A 15,597-nucleotide genomic window follows, 5' to 3' on the forward strand; every position below is an offset into this window, starting at 1 on the left:
ATTTTTATATAACTTTATTACTAAAGAATAAAGAGGGTCTTACGCCTATGCTAAAAATTGTATTTTTCATCTTTACGTTGTTTCCTTTTTTGTTTGCTTTTTCTCAACAGGATTCGCAATACACGCAATATATGTATAACACCTTACAAATTAATCCTGCTTATGCAGGAAGTAGAGATATCATGAGTATATTTTTGTTGCATCGAAATCAGTGGTTAGGTTTGAATGGTGCTCCAGTTACCAGTAATTTTTCCATTCATACCCCTTTAGGTGTTAGTAATTTTGGAGCGGGTTTATCATTTACTAGAGATGAAATTGGTCCCACAGTTACCCATTTGATTAGTGCTAATCTTGCCTATTTTGTACCTCTTACTAATACCTATAAATTAGCTGTTGGTTTGAATGCATCGGTCAATTTGTTTCATTTAGATGTAGGCAAACTTACCCTTTATCATCAAAATGATCCTGAATTTCAAAATATAAACACTAAATTTTCTCCTAATTTAGGTGTAGGTCTTTATTTATTTTCAGAAAATACGTATGCCGGTATATCCGTTCCTAATTTTTGGGAAAGTTATCGATATAACGATAATTCTCTAGCTATTTTTAAACAAAAAATGCATTTTTATTTATTAGCTGGTAAAGTGTTTAGTTTGCATGAAAATTTAGATTTTAAACCTGCAGTACTAACAAAAATAGTGGAAGGTGCGCCTTTGCAAATAGATCTTACGGCTAATTTTTTAATTCAAGACCAATTAACCTTAGGCGTTGCCTATCGATGGGAAGCTGCTTTGAGTGGATTAATAGGCTTTCAAATTTCAAAATCATGGTTTATTGGTTATGGATATGATTCAGAAACTACCCAACTTCGTAATTATAATTCGGGTTCGCATGAAATCTTTTTGCGTTATGAATTTAATCAATCATCCCGAATTACCGCACCTCGATTTTTTTAATAGTAAATGAATATGAAGAAAATTTTACTACTTCTCACCTCTTTTTTTTGCCTCTATAGCGTCGCGCAAAGAACAGCTATAGCTATTGCTGATAAGAAATATGAAAAATACGCTTATATTGATGCTATAAAAATCTATGAAAAAGTAGTAGAAAAAGGATATAAATCTCCAGAATTAATCAAAAAAATTGCCAATGCCTACTATTTTAATGGTGATTTACAAAAAGCGGCTCTTTGGTACAAATCCCTTTTTGATACCCCAGAAAGTAAAATAGAACCCGAATACTATTATAGATATGCTCAAACTTTAAAAAGAATCGAAAATTATGAAGAAGCTTCCTATTATTTAAAAGTATATTATGAAAAAATAGGCACAAATGTCACTGATTCTTTATTTAATTTTACTACCCTTGTAACTCATAAGAACTCATATATTGTTCAAAGTACTAATTTAAACTCTCCATATTATGACTTTGGACCAGCTTATTATAATGACGAAATTGTATATGCCTCTTCCCGATCAGATTTAGCTTTGGTAAAAAAAACACATCAGTGGACGGAACAAAATTTTACCGATTTATATAAAGCTTCTAAACAAAATGATACGTTATTTTTTCAACCCATAAATTTTTCATCAACTGTAAATAGTCAATTCAATGAAGCAACAGCTGTGTTTACCAAAGATGGAAAAACCATGTATTTCACCAGAAATAATTATTTGGAAGGCAAAAAAGGAAGAGATAAAGGAAAGAATAAAGAAAACACAACACTTCTTAAAATTTATAAAGCCAGTTTTAGTAATGGAACATGGACTAACATTAAGGAACTTCCCATAAATAGTGATAATTTTAACACGGCTCATCCTGCTTTAAGTGTTGATGAAAAAACACTTTATTTTGCGTCGGATCGACCTGGAACTTTAGGAGGAGCCGACATTTTTAAAGTAGCAATAAAAGATAACAATCAGTATGGAAAAGTGGAGCATTTAGGTGACTTAATTAATACGGTTGGAAGAGAATCCTTCCCATATTTAGCACCAAATGGGAAACTTTATTTTGCATCAGACGGACATCTTGGTTATGGTGGTTTAGATATTTTTGAATCAAACTATGAAAATTCTTCTTTCCAAAAACCTATTAATATGGGAAAACCAATAAATAGTGTTTCAGATGATTTTGGATTCATAACTAAAGATTTAAAAACAGGATATTTCACTTCAAATAGAACTGAAGGCTTAGGTTTTGATGATATTTACCAATTTAAACCTTGTAAAGTTACTGTTAATCTCCACGTTACCGATACACAAACGCAAGATGCCATTTTAAACCCAATGATAACTTTACAAGATGAAGAAGGAAATCCAATAAATACCAATGTTACCTACAAAGATGGCTTTTATTGGATCGAAATGGAATGCCATAAAAAATATTTTTTGCGTACGCAACACCCAGAATACGAAACGGTTGAACAACCTATTGAACCTGTAAATACTTCCATTTCAATGGAAATTCAATTACAACGTACTATTTTTCCTTTTGAAATTGGAACCGATTTAGCCAAGGTCTTTGATATTAGTATTATTTATTTTGATTTGGATAAATCCAATATTAGACCTGATGCAGCCAGAGATATTCAAAAAGTGATTGAAGTAATGAAAGAATACCCTAAAATGCATGTGGCTATCCGTTCCCATACCGATAGTAGACAAACTCATAAATACAATGAAGGATTATCTGACCGCAGAGCTAAATCTACATTTGCGTTTATGGTTGCAAATGGAATTGAAGCAGAGCGATTAACCGCACAAGGCTTTGGAGAAGTAGAACTAGTAAATGAATGCGCTGATGGTGTGTATTGTAGCGAAGAAGACCATCAAAAAAATCGTAGAAGTGAATTTATAGTTACCAAAGTGGAATAATTCACTTTAATCACAATAAGAAAAGAAAAAAGGCATTACGTTGGCGGTAGTAATGCCTTTTTAACAAACAAATAAACAAACATGAAAAATTTATATATTATAAATACTTTTTTCTTATTTTAAAATTTATACGATTCAGGGCAAAAAGGTATAAATCGATTTTTAATCTTGTAAATATCTCTTATTACATATTTACAAGACAAAGATACAACAAAATCGCTTAACTGCAAATAAAATCGATGAAATACACTAAATTTTAACATTTTTAACTCAATTTAGGATTTATGGGGATAATCTATCAATATTCCAGTAGTATTTTTCTGACAATTTATATCGTATTCTATCATGTAAACGATTGGGTCTTCCTTGCCAAAATTCTACTTCGACGGGTCGTACTAAAAATCCACCCCAGAAATCTGGTCGAGGCACTTCTTTATTTTCAAATTTTTGCTCTAAATCTTTTAACTTATTTTCCAGATAAGTCCTATTGGGAATAATTTCACTTTGATGAGAAACCAATGCTCCTAATTGGCTGCCTACTGGTCTAGATGCAAAATAATTATCGGAATCCTGAGAAGAGGTTTTCTCGGCAATTCCTTTTATAATCACTTGGCGTTCCATTGAATGCCAGAAAAAAGACAAACAAATATTCGGATTTGAAAGTATAGCCTTCCCTTTTTCTGATTCATAGTTGGTATAAAAAATAAAACCTTCTTCATTGAATTTTTTTAATAAAACCACTCTACTTTTAGGAAAACCATCTAAGCCTAACGTAGCAACTGTCATGGCATTCACTTCATCTACACCTCCAAAATCTTCCACTTCATGAAACCATCGATTAAAAAGATTAATCGGATCTTCTGGTAGGTTTGTTTCTAAAAGTTCGCTTTTTTCGTAAGATTTTCTATAATTACTTAAATCTGACATGATTATAAAATTAGACTACAAAGGTAGTAATAAGCTAAGAATTGGATGCGTTAACAAGTACTAAAAAAGTGATAATTTAGCCCTGATGGCAGTGAAAATCCTTTTTTACAGGTACTATTTTAAATTGGTTTGGACAAAAATGGGTCTAACAATCTAAAAAAGATTGCAACAAACAGCAGGAATTGCATAGCCAAGAAAGCATCCAATTTGCGCTACTAAAAATTATTTTTTTTTCTTGGTAAAAAAATTATACAAGAATCTAATAATTTTGGTAAAATATGTTTCAGAGTTCGATTTCTTTTCCATCATCTCCTAAAATTACGTTATTAAAAATAGTTTGAGCTTCTTCTTTAAATAATTCTATATTTCCATATCTAGTGGAATAGTGTCCCATAATTAAGGTTTTAACTCTAGCTTTTAAAGCTATAGTTGCAGCTTGTTTTGCGGTTGTATGCATGGTCTTTTCAGCTAAATGCGCTTCACTTTCTAAAAAAGTAGTTTCATGATACAAAGCATCAACCTCACTTATAATGGGTAGAATATTTTCGTTATAAACCGTATCACTACAAAAGGCATAACTTTTTTCTGGCTCTGGGTCGAAAGTTAGCTCTTTATTTAATATAATTGTACCATCTTCTAAAATAATATCTCCTCCAAATTTAATTTTTTGATAATAACAGGTATCAATTTTATGCTTTTCTACGGCTTCAATATTCAGTTTTCGTTGTTGATTCTTTTCTTGAAATAGATAGCCATTGGTATAAATTCGGTGCTTCAATGGAATGGTCTTGACCACCACTTTTTCGTCTTCAAAAACAGTTTCACTTTCAGTTCCTTCTAATTCGTGAAAAAAAAGTTGGTATCCAGTATACGAACCTGAAGCTCTTAATTGCATTAAAATTAACTCTTTAATTCCTTTTGGTCCGTATACATGCAAGTCATTTTCTCTATTAAGAAGCATAAAGGTAGAAATTAAACCTACTAAACCGTAAAAATGATCTCCATGTAAATGAGAAATAAAAATATGGTTTATTCTAGAGAACTTAATTTTATGTTTTCGTAATTGTACTTGTGTTCCTTCTCCACAATCAATTAAAAACATCTGATTTTTTATTTCTAAAACTTGTGCTGTTGGATTGGTAATCGTTCGAGGCGTGGCTGCATAACAACCTAATATGGTTAGTTTCAAATTGGTAATTTAAGTTTGGGCATTATCTTTCTTGCTATCTCTTAATGAAATAAACAGGCTCACAATTAATAGTACATTTGCAATAATAGCTAAGTATTTAATTTCTCCTTCCGAAATAGAAAGATAAATATTGATGATAAGTAAAACCAAAGCAGCAATGGCTACTCCAATTCTTACATTATTGATTCCTGTATTTTTTTTATAAAAATCCATTTTTTTAAAAACCTAAATCACGTTCAATTTCTTCCATTTCAATAATATCATGTGCTTCCAATAGAGAAGGTACAACAGTTAAATCATCTGGCAATTCATTAAATTCAACTGCATCACTAACAATTACAAAAGATTTTTTGGCTTTTTGATGTTGTTTGGCTAATTTTTTAAAATTAATAATATCAGAAATTGTTACATTTTTATCTTGTGTAACATCTAAGATAAGATTTTGATCTTTATAAGAAGCATATTGATTGGAAACATTATCAATAAAAGCAAGTATATCCCCTTTGGTTTCTCTCAATATAGTTGTATGTCCTTTTTTATCTACTTTCATGATATAAATTACATCGTTTAATGACTTTACTTAAATTTGTAACTAAAATACTTGTTTTTTTTTAAAAAATAGCAAAATAAAAGCCTTTATTGTTTAATCTTACTAGCCAATAAATAGATAACAGCCATGCGTATAGCAACACCATTTTCTACTTGGTTTAAAATAACAGATTGTTGAGAATCTGCCACATCAGACGTTATTTCTACGCCTCTATTAATAGGTCCAGGATGCATAATTACAATTTCTTTATCTAAAGAATCTAAAAACTCTTTGGTAACACCATATTGCTGTGCATATTCTCTGGTAGAAGGGAAATAATTAACGTCTAAACGTTCGTTTTGAACGCGAAGCATATTCGCTACATCTGCCCATTCTAATGCTTTACGAAGGCTCGGTTCGACTTTTACACCTAAAGATTCAATATATTTTGGTAATAATGTTTTTGGTCCACAAACTTTAACTTCTGCACCTTGTAACTGTAAAGCAAAAATATTGGATAAGGCAACTCTAGAGTGCAGAATGTCTCCCACTATTACAATTTTTTTACCTGCTACTTCACCTAGTTTTTCTCTAATGGTATAACTATCTAACAAAGCTTGTGTAGGATGTTCATGTGCACCATCACCAGCATTTACAATACTTGCATTTACATTTTGTGATAAAAAATGAGCTGCGCCTGGACTGCTATGACGCATAACCACCATATCTACTTTCATAGATAAGATGTTGTTTACCGTATCAATTAGTGTTTCTCCTTTTTTAACGGACGATTGTGCAGCTGAAAAGCTAATAACATCTGCCGAAAGTCTCTTTTGAGCCAGTTCAAAAGACAACTTGGTACGGGTGCTATTTTCAAAGAAAATATTAGCAATAGTAATATCTCTTAAGGAAGGCACTTTTTTAATAGGACGATTAATAACTTCTTTAAAGTGATCTGCCGTTTCAAAAATTAAATCAATATCATTTTTATTAATGTGCTTAATTCCAATTAAATGATTTACTGATAATTCTTTCATTTAGGTTGTTGTGTTGTCGTTGTTGTTATTTTTTTTGTTCTAATAATACTAAATCTTCACCGTCATTTTCTTTCCATTTTACTACCACTTTTTCGTCATTAATTGCATCTACTTGTCTGCCTCTGTAATCGGGTTGAATGGGTAAATGACGACTAAATCTTCTGTCGATTAAAGTTAGTAATTCGATTTCTGAAGGTCTTCCAAAAGATTGAATAGCTGTTAATGCGGAACGAATACTTCTACCAGTATATAATACATCATCAATGAAAACTACTTTTTTGTCTTCAACTATACAATTGATTTCAGTTTTATTGGCTTCTAATGGCTTTTCTCCTCTTCTAAAATCATCTCTAAAAAAAGTGATATCTAAAAATCCCAATTGAAGGTTTATAATCCCATATTCCTCTTTTAAAACGGTTGCTAATCGCTGTGCTAAAAATTTTCCTCTGGGTTGAATTCCTATTAAAATAGTATTGGAGAAATCAAGATGATTTTCTATAAGTTGGCAAGCCAAACGATGTAATATGATATTGACCTCTTTAGCAGTTAGCAATATTTTTTGACTCATTGTGTTGTATTGTTTGGTGTGTAAATTTACAATAAAAATCTCAATTTTAATTTGGTAAAAAAAAGTTTTAAAAATGTAAATAAATTCGTATCTTTATAAGGCAATGTAACTCAGTAAATTATGTATCGAATTATTTATCTAAGTTCTGCTACAACCAAATTTACAAACGAAGAAATTCTGACCTTATTAAATGCTTCAAGAAAAAGCAATGAAGCAAATGATATTACAGGTTTACTCTTGTATTCCGATGGCAATTTTCTTCAAATTATTGAAGGCAAACAAAAAAAAATTAAAGCCTTGTATGCCAAAATAAACATGGATCAGCGACATCGAAATATCATTAAAGTCTTTGAAGGTAAAGTTTCGCATCGAATTTATCCCAAATGGCATATGGGTTTTAACTCTATTGATAAAGATTTTGATAATCAAACAAGTAAAACTGATTCCTATCAACCTATTAGTGATTAAGATGATTTAATTGCTTCTACTTTTATTGCAACTTTTTTAAAATCCAACAAAGAAAAAATGAATATAAAATAAAAAAATCCCGATTGCAATCGGGATTCATATTTTAAGCATACATTGCTTTTCTTTGTTCTTTAATTTTTGGATCTTCTAAATATTCATCGAAAGTCATATAACGATCAATTACTCCTTTTGGTGTAATTTCTAAAACTCTATTGGCAACGGTTTGAGCAAACTCATGATCATGAGTTGTAAATAAAACGGAACCTTTAAAGTTTTTTAAGGAATTATTAAAAGCTGTAATAGACTCTAAGTCTAAGTGATTGGTTGGTTCATCTAGCATTAATACATTGGCACGAAGCATCATCATTCGAGATAACATACAACGTACTTTTTCACCTCCTGATAAAACATTACATTTTTTTAAGGCTTCTTCTCCCGAAAAAATCATTTTTCCAAGGAAACCACGCACATATACTTCATCTCTTTCTTCTTCTGTTTTTGCCCATTGGCGTAACCAATCTACTAAGTTTAAATCGGATTTAAAGAAATCATGATTTTCAGCTGGTAAATAGGATTGAGTTGTTGTAATTCCCCAATCAAAAGTACCAGAATCAGGTTTTTGATTTCCATTTAATATTTCATAAAAGGCAGTTGTAGCACGAGAATCTTTTGAAAAGACAACAACTTTATCTCCTTTTGCCATGTTTAAATCTACGTTGCTGAACAAAACCTCTCCATCAATGGAAGCACTTAAATTTTGTACATTTAAAATTTGGTCTCCAGCTTCACGCTCCGTTTCAAAAATAATAGCTGGATATCTTCTACTTGAAGGTTTAATCTCATCTAAATTTAATTTTTCAATCATTTTTTTACGTGAAGTAGCCTGTTTTGATTTTGCTACGTTAGCGCTAAAACGACGAATAAACTCTTCTAATTCTGCTTTTTTCTCTTCTGCTTTTTTGTTTTGTTGTGCTTTTTGTTTGGCTGCTAATTGACTTGACTCATACCAAAATGTATAGTTACCAGAGTAATGATTAATTTTTCCAAAGTCGATATCAGAAACATGTGTACAAACAGCATCTAGAAAGTGACGGTCGTGTGAAACAACCAATACAGTATTTTCATAATTTGCTAGGAAATTTTCTAACCAACCAATCGTTTCAAAATCCAAATCATTGGTAGGCTCATCCATTATCAATACATCTGGATTTCCAAAAAGAGCTTGTGCTAATAAGACACGAACTTTTAATTTTCCTTCTAATTCGCTCATTAAAGTATAATGGTAATCTGATGAAATACCTAAATTAGATAACATGGCTCCAGCATCTGAATCGGCATTCCATCCATTCATTTCATCAAATTGCAACTGCAACTCTCCTATTCTATCTGCATTTTCATCGGTATAATCCAAATACAAAGCATCCATTTCACTTTTAATAGCATGTAAGACTTTATTTCCCATTAAAACTGTTTCCAAAACCGTATATTCATCAAACATATTGTGATTTTGGTTTAAAACCGACATACGTTTTCCTGGTTCTAGTATGACTCTTCCTGATGTAGGGTCAATCTCACCTGATAAAATTTTCAAAAAAGTAGATTTCCCAGCACCGTTAGCGCCAATGATTCCATAGCAATTCCCTTGAGTAAAGGTTACATTTACTTCATCAAATAAAATACGTTTACCAAATTGAACTGATAAATTAGAAACTGTTAACATTATTATTGTTTTTATAAAATTGTTGCAAAAGTAGAAAAAAATATGCAGTTTTGGAATCCTAATGGAGCTATAAGTTATATTATGCTTATTTTAACGCATCATTAACAAGACCTTTAACATGTAAAATTTATTTTTGTTCTCTAATAATTAGTAAATTAATAAATGATTCAAAACAATATTAAATACTTTTTACCCTTATCTATCTTAGCTTTAACCACATTATTTTCTTGTAAAAAAGTCTTTCAATCAGACAATTATGTGGCTTATTTTGGTGGAGAAATTATTAATCCTCAAGACAACTACGTTTTATTCATGAAGGATGAAACCGTTATTGATACCATCTTTCTAGATAAAAACAATCGTTTTTTGCATAAGTTTGATTCGTTAGCTCCAGGCCTTTACACCTTTAAACATGCTCCTGAATTTCAATACATTTATTTTGATAAAAATGACAGTTTAATGATTCGTTTGAATTCATTAGATTTTGACAATTCTTTGTCGTTTTGTGGAAGAGGTGATGAAAAAAATAACTTCTTAATTGATTTATATTTAAAAAACGAACAAGATCGTTCAAATTTATATGACATTTTAGATAAAGATCTAGAAACCTACACAAATGCAATTGATTCGAGTTATAAAAACAGAAGAACTTACTATCAAAAAAGAAAATCTCAGATTAATTGGAATGATAATTTTGATGCAGTAGCTCAAGCGGGCGTGGATTTACATTATTTTTATAAAAAAGAATTATATCCCTATGTACATGAATATAAAACGGGAGAAAATATTTGTCCCAAATTACCTAAAGATTATTACTCTTATCGAAAATCATTAAATCTTAATAATCCTGAACTTGGTAGTTTTTCACCATTTATAAAATATGTTTCGGCTTTACTAAATAATGTAACTTATGAGAAAGGGAAATGTAAACTCGAAACCAAATCGCTAGAAAAAAATATTGCAAAATTAAATATAGCAGATACCCTATTAAAAGATCAAAATGTTAAAAATATAGTTCTCAATAATATTGCATACATGTATCTTTTAGAAGATCAAAACATGTACAATAATAAAAAATTTATTGATCGCTATATTGAGCTTTCTTCAGATGAAGAAAAACATAGAGAAGTAACTCAAATTTATAATGCGGTTCAAAATTTAAAAGTGGGTAATCAACTACCGAAAATCGATTTAATTGACAAAGATTCTAAAAACGTTTCTATTAATGATTTTATTAAGAATCAGGAAACTGTAGTTTTCTTTTGGACTACTCATGCTGAGTCCCATATTAAATCCGTTCATGAAAAGGTAATTTTATTAAAAGAAAAACATCCAAACATTAATTTTATTGCAATTAATATTAATGATTCCAAAGAAAATTGGTTAGAAACCTTTAAAAAGTATAATTTTAAAGATGTCGTGGAATTAAAAGCAACTAATTTTGATGAAATTAAAGAAAATTGGGTAATTACCAAAGTGCATAGAACTATTATTTTAAATCCTGATGGGTCTATTAAAAATGCTTTTGCAAATTTATTTGATGCTCATTTCGAAAAGAACTTATAATTATTAATTCTTCATAAAAATAAAAAGAGCGGTTTTCAAATAAAACCGCTCTTTTTTTATTTTAATATGAAATCAGAATTCTATTTATTTCCTTTTTCAAAATCAGCAATAAACTGAGCCAAACCAATATCTGTTAAAGGATGCTTTAATAACCCTAAAATGGAAGATAAAGGACCTGTCATTACATCAGCACCAATTTTAGCACAATTTACAACATGCATGGTATGACGCACAGATGCTGCTAAAATTTGTGTATCAAAACCGTAGTTATCATATATTTGACGAATTTCATCAATTAAATTTAAACCATCTGTAGATACATCATCTAAACGACCTAAGAAAGGAGAACAGTAGGTAGCTCCAGCCTTTGCCGCCAATAAAGCTTGACCAGCAGAAAAGATTAAAGTAACATTCGTTTTAATTCCTTTATCAGAAAAATATTTACATGCTTTAATTCCCTCCTTAGTCATAGGTAATTTTACAACGATTTGCTCATGCAAATCTGCTAATTCTTCTCCTTCTTTAATCATTCCATCATAATCCACTGCATTTACTTCTGCGCTTACATCACCATCAACAATATTACATATGTCAACGTAATGCTTTAGAATATTGTTTTTCCCAGTTATACCTTCTTTTGCCATCAAAGAAGGATTGGTAGTTACACCATCTAATACTCCTAACGCTTGTGCTTCTTTAATTTGATCTAAATTAGCTGTGTCAATAAAAAATTTCATACTTTTTTGTTTTATTTACTAAGTGTGTTGTTTAAAAATGCAAAATTACAATTTATTTCTTCAGATTTCGAAATAAATATTACAACTTATAATGATTCATCAATAAGCGTTCATAAACGGTATCTGGCAATATTCTCTTTAAAACAATAGAAAACTTTTGCATAAAAGCCCCTACTCGATAATGAATTTTTGGATTTTTGGCGTTTATAATTTTTAAAACTATTTCAGCCATTTGTTTTGGATCACTACCTGTATCAACATGCTCATTCATCATTGACAATGTCATTCCATATGTTTTTTTATAAGCTGATCCTTCTATAACGGGTGCGTGATATCTTCCTGCAGCAATATTGGTTGCAAAATCACCAGGAGCTACATTTGTAATTCGAATTCCAAAAGATTGTACTTCCATATTCATCGCTTCAGTAATTAACTCCAAGGCACCTTTAGAAGCCGAATAGACACCTCTAAAAGGTAATCCCATATAACCTGCAATTGATGTTACATTTATTATTAATCCACTCTTTTGCTTACGCATTTGTGGTAAAACCGCTTTCATAGCTTCAATTGGGCCAAACAAATTAGTTTCAAAATTATTTTTTATTTCATCGCTTGGAATTTCCTCCAATGGCCCAGTAATTCCTACACCTGCATTATTTATCAATACATCAATCCTATCTTCTTTAGCAATTAATTCTGAAACTGCTTTATGAATACTTTCTGCATTTCTTACATCTAAAGCTAATAAAGGAATTCTCGAATTGGAAATTCTTTCCGGATTTCTACTAGTACCATAAACAATATATCCTTTATCTAATAAATATTCTCCTATGGCTTTACCAATTCCTGAGGAAGCTCCTGTAATAAAAATAACTTTGCTCATTTTTTACATTTAAAGTGCGAAATTAAAACTTTTAATAGGTTATTTAAAACTATTTCATACAAATTCCTAAACCCGATTTTTCAGACAATAGAATTTTACCTTTATCAATAGTAGTTCCATCAGCTAAATCATTCGCAATTAAATTGGCTCCATCTAAATCTACATAATCTGCAAATGGAGTTAGAACTGCTCCAGCTGAAATACCAACAGTACTTTCTGTCATACAACCAATCATAATTTTAAAATTATTTTTTTTAGCTTCACGAATCAATTCTAAAGCAGGAGTTAAACCACCCACTTTAACTAATTTGATATTGATTGTTTTATAATGAGAAATTAACCGAGATAAACCTTCCTTTTCTTGACAATCTTCATCAGCCATCCAATTCGCTTTTTTGGAAGCATTTAATTGAACGAAATTGGAATAACCAATAGGCATCGGTTGTTCAATATAATGCAATCTTTCAGCAAGAGTATGATCTTCTAATAGTTTGCAATCTTCAATCGAAAAACTACCATTAGCATCCAAAGCGATTTCTTTATCTGTTTCTAATAGTGCTTCAATTGAATCAAGATTACACGTATTACATTTTACTTTAAATTTTTGCCAATGGAATGTATTGATTTTTTCAATTTGTTCTTCAACTGAAGCAATACTTATGGTTAAAGAAGATTCTGGAAGTATTGTATACGATAGGTCATTAAGACTTAAAAAATTTTTATGCTCTAACTTACCAAATAAATCCCAATAAGCGCAATCTAAAGCGGAAGTTAAAAAAGTAGACAAATTAAGTTGTTTTAAAAAATCGTAAAACAAAATAGGGTGTTGAATGGTTTGTTTCTCAATCTGAGATTGAATTCGGGTGAGTGAATCTATTAAATCTTTTGATTGGATGCCATAATAATCAATTGCTGTACATTCGCCATAACCAGAAATGCCGTTTTGACTTAAAGTAACTATTATAGCTTCTCTATAAGTGTAGGCACCATAACTAATAGTAAAGGTTTCTTTTAATTGCAATTGAACGAGCTGCCAACGTAATTTCATAATTTTTAGAATTGGCATAAAAATAAAAAATCCCCAGAAAGGAGACTAAAGAAATGCAAAAAAGATGGAGAAATAAAAAAATGGCAAGCGACCTACATCGCACCGCTACAACCGCTTACCCTTGCTGCGTTCCCACCCTGGGGGAGTCTGCAGGAGCTGGTCGTGTAGGACTTGCCGGTGCAAATATACAAACATTTTATATTTTTGCAAGGACAATTGTAACTTTAAAAAATCGTTGTATATTGTACTAATAAAATTTTACTGTAATGATGAATCTTAAGCCATTCGCTTTCATACTATTAAGCCTTTTTATCAATTCTTGTGGGAATAACAAAAATGATGAAAAAAATTTATTTTCTATTGATACTTCTGCTCTAAAGCAGGTTTATCAACTAAATGAACGCGTTAATTTAGTGCTAAAAAATGAAAATAACGAAACAATTGATTCGGTAGTCTATTTTATAAATGACAATAAAATTGGGTCAGTAAAAAACAATGCTTCTTTTCCATTTGATTTAAAGAATCAAAAATTAGGGTACCAAGGTGTAAAAGCGATTGTATACGCAAATGAAACTTTCTATGAAGCCAATGCCAATTTTATGGTAGCTTCAAATGTCAATCCAAAAGAATTAAAATATAAAATTGTAAATACGTATCCTCATGATAATAAAGCTTACACACAAGGTTTCGAATTCTATCGAGATACGCTTTATGAAGGGACAGGAAATGGTGAAGGGAAAGGAACAGGAACTAGAGGTATTTCTAGCTTGCGTAAAACCAATTATAAAACAGGTGAAGTTTATAAAACAGTACCGCTAGGACAAGAATATTTTGGTGAAGGGATTACCATCTTAAATAATAAAGTGTACCAATTAACTTGGTTGAATAATGAAGGTTATGTTTATAATGCAGATACCTTTGAAAAAATAAAAACCTTTAAATATTTTAAACAAATGCAAGGTTGGGGTTTAACCAATGATGGAAAGCATATTTACATGAGTGAAGGTAGTGAGAAAATTTACGTATTGGATCCAGAAACGCTTCAAGAAGTAGATTATATTAATGTTTATACTAAGAAATCTAAAATTGAAGCACTTAATGAATTGGAATGGATTGATGGAAAAATATGGGCCAATGTCTATGGTAGAGATGCCATTGCAGTTATTAATCCAAAAAATGGTGCTGTTGAAGGTATCATGAATTTGAGTGATTTAAAAACAAAGATTACACAACATCCAGATGTAGATGTTTTAAATGGTATTGCGTATAACCCAAAAACAAAAACTGTTTTTGTAACGGGTAAAAATTGGGATAAAACATTCGAAATTGTTCTTGATTAAAATTCATTGATGGCAACTAAAATTAAAATAAATATCCCCACTCCTTGTCATGAAAATTGGCTGGCTATGACAAAAGTGGAAAAAGGGAGGTTTTGTTCTAGTTGTCAGAAAAAAGTATATGATTTTACGAACGCTACAGATACACAAATCATTGCTGCTATTGATGATAATGACAATTTATGTGGTCGTTTTTTGAAAAGTCAATTAAATCGAACCATTGAAAAACCCAATCAAAAAAGAAAGAAATGGTTGGCTTTAGCAACCTTAACTGGATTTTTAAGTTTGGCTACACAAGAGGCTTTTTCTCAAGGAGAACCTGTTAAAATTGTCCAAACGGATACAAACGTTAATTTTAATAAAATTAATTCTTCAAATAATTTGGATCCAATTATAATTGGTTCTATTAATGATTCATATGGTCCATTAGCCCATGCATCCATATTTATTAAAAATAAACAACATTTTGCAACTTCAGATTTTAATGGCAACTTTTCAATAAAAGCGAAACTTGGTGACACCTTGGTAGTTAATTATATTGGTTACAAGACTTACGAAGAAGTAATTATTCAAAACAAAAATGAATATAAAATTATTTTAGAAGAAGACATGATAATTGAGGATGAAACAATTGTAGTTGCAGGAGGTGCTTTTGTTAAAAGAAGTTTCTTCGGTAGAATCTTTCATAAAATAGGAAATCTATTTCGATAAAAAA

At 30.5% G+C, this 15,597-nt stretch carries 16 protein-coding genes and 1 other RNA gene; 6 read left to right on the forward strand and 11 right to left on the reverse strand.

Features of this window, described 5'->3' with window-relative positions; translation table 11 throughout:
• Positions 1 to 47: 47 nt before the first annotated feature.
• A complete protein-coding gene (locus tag NHF47_RS11830; RefSeq protein ID WP_252765118.1) occupies positions 48 to 956 on the forward strand; it encodes a type IX secretion system membrane protein PorP/SprF in 909 nt (302 codons plus the stop codon).
• 12 nt (positions 957 to 968) lie between these two features.
• Positions 969 to 2,873 carry an OmpA family protein gene (locus NHF47_RS11835; protein WP_252765119.1) on the forward strand — a complete coding sequence of 635 codons (1,905 nt, stop codon included), beginning with the start codon at positions 969 to 971 and terminating at the stop codon, positions 2,871 to 2,873.
• Between the two features lie 282 nt (positions 2,874 to 3,155).
• Here NHF47_RS11835 and pdxH read toward each other — a convergent pair whose 3' ends face one another.
• The 6 genes from pdxH to pyrR all read right to left on the reverse strand — a co-directional run bounded on the left by pdxH (position 3,156) and on the right by pyrR (position 7,123).
• Entirely contained in the window at positions 3,156 to 3,800 is a 645-nt protein-coding gene (gene pdxH, locus NHF47_RS11840; protein ID WP_252765120.1) for a pyridoxamine 5'-phosphate oxidase, read from the reverse strand.
• Between the two features lie 283 nt (positions 3,801 to 4,083).
• The gene (locus NHF47_RS11845; protein ID WP_252765121.1) at positions 4,084 to 4,989 is read right to left on the reverse strand and encodes a ribonuclease Z; all 906 of its coding nucleotides are present in this window, start codon (positions 4,987 to 4,989) and stop codon (positions 4,084 to 4,086) included.
• Positions 4,990 to 4,998: 9 nt separating this feature from the next.
• The gene (locus NHF47_RS11850) at positions 4,999 to 5,202 is read right to left on the reverse strand and encodes a hypothetical protein (protein ID WP_252765122.1); all 204 of its coding nucleotides are present in this window, start codon (positions 5,200 to 5,202) and stop codon (positions 4,999 to 5,001) included.
• A gap of 4 nt (positions 5,203 to 5,206) precedes the next feature.
• Positions 5,207 to 5,539, reverse strand: coding sequence for a ribonuclease Z (locus tag NHF47_RS11855; RefSeq protein ID WP_252765123.1), 333 nt, complete (start codon positions 5,537 to 5,539; stop codon positions 5,207 to 5,209).
• An 86-nt stretch (positions 5,540 to 5,625) separates the two neighbouring features.
• Positions 5,626 to 6,555: an aspartate carbamoyltransferase catalytic subunit gene (locus tag NHF47_RS11860; RefSeq protein ID WP_252765124.1), complete on the reverse strand. Its 930-nt coding sequence runs from the start codon at positions 6,553 to 6,555 to the stop codon at positions 5,626 to 5,628.
• Between the two features lie 25 nt (positions 6,556 to 6,580).
• Positions 6,581 to 7,123, reverse strand: coding sequence for a bifunctional pyr operon transcriptional regulator/uracil phosphoribosyltransferase PyrR (pyrR, locus tag NHF47_RS11865; protein WP_252765125.1), 543 nt, complete (start codon positions 7,121 to 7,123; stop codon positions 6,581 to 6,583).
• Positions 7,124 to 7,243: 120 nt separating this feature from the next.
• Here pyrR and NHF47_RS11870 point away from each other — a divergent pair, with 120 nt between their 5' ends.
• A complete protein-coding gene (locus NHF47_RS11870) occupies positions 7,244 to 7,591 on the forward strand; it encodes a BLUF domain-containing protein (protein WP_252765126.1) in 348 nt (115 codons plus the stop codon).
• 103 nt (positions 7,592 to 7,694) lie between these two features.
• Here NHF47_RS11870 and NHF47_RS11875 read toward each other — a convergent pair whose 3' ends face one another.
• Entirely contained in the window at positions 7,695 to 9,311 is a 1,617-nt protein-coding gene (locus tag NHF47_RS11875) for an ABC-F family ATP-binding cassette domain-containing protein (protein WP_252765127.1), read from the reverse strand.
• 162 nt (positions 9,312 to 9,473) lie between these two features.
• On the opposite strand from NHF47_RS11875, the gene NHF47_RS11880 reads away from it, so the two are divergent.
• Positions 9,474 to 10,877, forward strand: a complete 1,404-nt coding sequence (locus NHF47_RS11880) for a thioredoxin-like domain-containing protein (protein WP_252765128.1) — start codon at positions 9,474 to 9,476, stop codon at positions 10,875 to 10,877.
• Between the two features lie 80 nt (positions 10,878 to 10,957).
• Here NHF47_RS11880 and fsa read toward each other — a convergent pair whose 3' ends face one another.
• The 4 genes from fsa to ffs form a co-directional block, all read right to left on the reverse strand.
• On the reverse strand, positions 10,958 to 11,614 hold the full coding sequence (fsa, locus tag NHF47_RS11885) for a fructose-6-phosphate aldolase (protein ID WP_140996788.1): 657 nt from the start codon (positions 11,612 to 11,614) through the stop codon (positions 10,958 to 10,960).
• 79 nt (positions 11,615 to 11,693) lie between these two features.
• The gene (locus tag NHF47_RS11890; protein WP_252765129.1) at positions 11,694 to 12,497 is read right to left on the reverse strand and encodes an SDR family oxidoreductase; all 804 of its coding nucleotides are present in this window, start codon (positions 12,495 to 12,497) and stop codon (positions 11,694 to 11,696) included.
• 49 nt (positions 12,498 to 12,546) lie between these two features.
• Positions 12,547 to 13,545, reverse strand: coding sequence for an enolase C-terminal domain-like protein (locus tag NHF47_RS11895; protein ID WP_252765130.1), 999 nt, complete (start codon positions 13,543 to 13,545; stop codon positions 12,547 to 12,549).
• Between the two features lie 78 nt (positions 13,546 to 13,623).
• An RNA gene (gene ffs, locus NHF47_RS11900) (signal recognition particle sRNA small type) lies at positions 13,624 to 13,722 on the reverse strand.
• Positions 13,723 to 13,811: 89 nt separating this feature from the next.
• Here ffs and NHF47_RS11905 point away from each other — a divergent pair.
• A complete protein-coding gene (locus tag NHF47_RS11905; protein WP_252765131.1) occupies positions 13,812 to 14,885 on the forward strand; it encodes a glutaminyl-peptide cyclotransferase in 1,074 nt (357 codons plus the stop codon).
• Positions 14,886 to 14,894: 9 nt separating this feature from the next.
• Positions 14,895 to 15,593 carry a carboxypeptidase-like regulatory domain-containing protein gene (locus tag NHF47_RS11910; RefSeq protein WP_252765132.1) on the forward strand — a complete coding sequence of 233 codons (699 nt, stop codon included), beginning with the start codon at positions 14,895 to 14,897 and terminating at the stop codon, positions 15,591 to 15,593.
• Positions 15,594 to 15,597: the final 4 nt, after the last annotated feature.

The sequence above is a fragment of the Flavobacterium sp. NRK F7 genome, assembly GCF_024054195.1.
Classification (GTDB): domain Bacteria; phylum Bacteroidota; class Bacteroidia; order Flavobacteriales; family Flavobacteriaceae; genus Flavobacterium.

What these genes read in the sequence shown, in the direction of transcription:
- NHF47_RS11905 (WP_252765131.1), top strand. Translation starts at nt 13,812, where the DNA reads ATGATGAATCTTAAGCCATTCGCTTTCATACTATTAAGCCTTTTTATC.
- NHF47_RS11880 (WP_252765128.1), top strand. Translation starts at nt 9,474, where the DNA reads ATGATTCAAAACAATATTAAATACTTTTTACCCTTATCTATCTTAGCT.
- NHF47_RS11895 (WP_252765130.1), bottom strand. Translation starts at nt 13,545, where the DNA reads ATGAAATTACGTTGGCAGCTCGTTCAATTGCAATTAAAAGAAACCTTT.
- NHF47_RS11875 (WP_252765127.1), bottom strand. Translation starts at nt 9,311, where the DNA reads ATGTTAACAGTTTCTAATTTATCAGTTCAATTTGGTAAACGTATTTTA.
- NHF47_RS11870 (WP_252765126.1), top strand. Translation starts at nt 7,244, where the DNA reads ATGTATCGAATTATTTATCTAAGTTCTGCTACAACCAAATTTACAAAC.
- NHF47_RS11910 (WP_252765132.1), top strand. Translation starts at nt 14,895, where the DNA reads ATGGCAACTAAAATTAAAATAAATATCCCCACTCCTTGTCATGAAAAT.
- NHF47_RS11860 (WP_252765124.1), bottom strand. Translation starts at nt 6,555, where the DNA reads ATGAAAGAATTATCAGTAAATCATTTAATTGGAATTAAGCACATTAAT.
- NHF47_RS11855 (WP_252765123.1), bottom strand. Translation starts at nt 5,539, where the DNA reads ATGAAAGTAGATAAAAAAGGACATACAACTATATTGAGAGAAACCAAA.
- NHF47_RS11835 (WP_252765119.1), top strand. Translation starts at nt 969, where the DNA reads ATGAAGAAAATTTTACTACTTCTCACCTCTTTTTTTTGCCTCTATAGC.
- fsa (WP_140996788.1), bottom strand. Translation starts at nt 11,614, where the DNA reads ATGAAATTTTTTATTGACACAGCTAATTTAGATCAAATTAAAGAAGCA.
- pyrR (WP_252765125.1), bottom strand. Translation starts at nt 7,123, where the DNA reads ATGAGTCAAAAAATATTGCTAACTGCTAAAGAGGTCAATATCATATTA.
- NHF47_RS11850 (WP_252765122.1), bottom strand. Translation starts at nt 5,202, where the DNA reads ATGGATTTTTATAAAAAAAATACAGGAATCAATAATGTAAGAATTGGA.
- pdxH (WP_252765120.1), bottom strand. Translation starts at nt 3,800, where the DNA reads ATGTCAGATTTAAGTAATTATAGAAAATCTTACGAAAAAAGCGAACTT.
- NHF47_RS11830 (WP_252765118.1), top strand. Translation starts at nt 48, where the DNA reads ATGCTAAAAATTGTATTTTTCATCTTTACGTTGTTTCCTTTTTTGTTT.
- NHF47_RS11890 (WP_252765129.1), bottom strand. Translation starts at nt 12,497, where the DNA reads ATGAGCAAAGTTATTTTTATTACAGGAGCTTCCTCAGGAATTGGTAAA.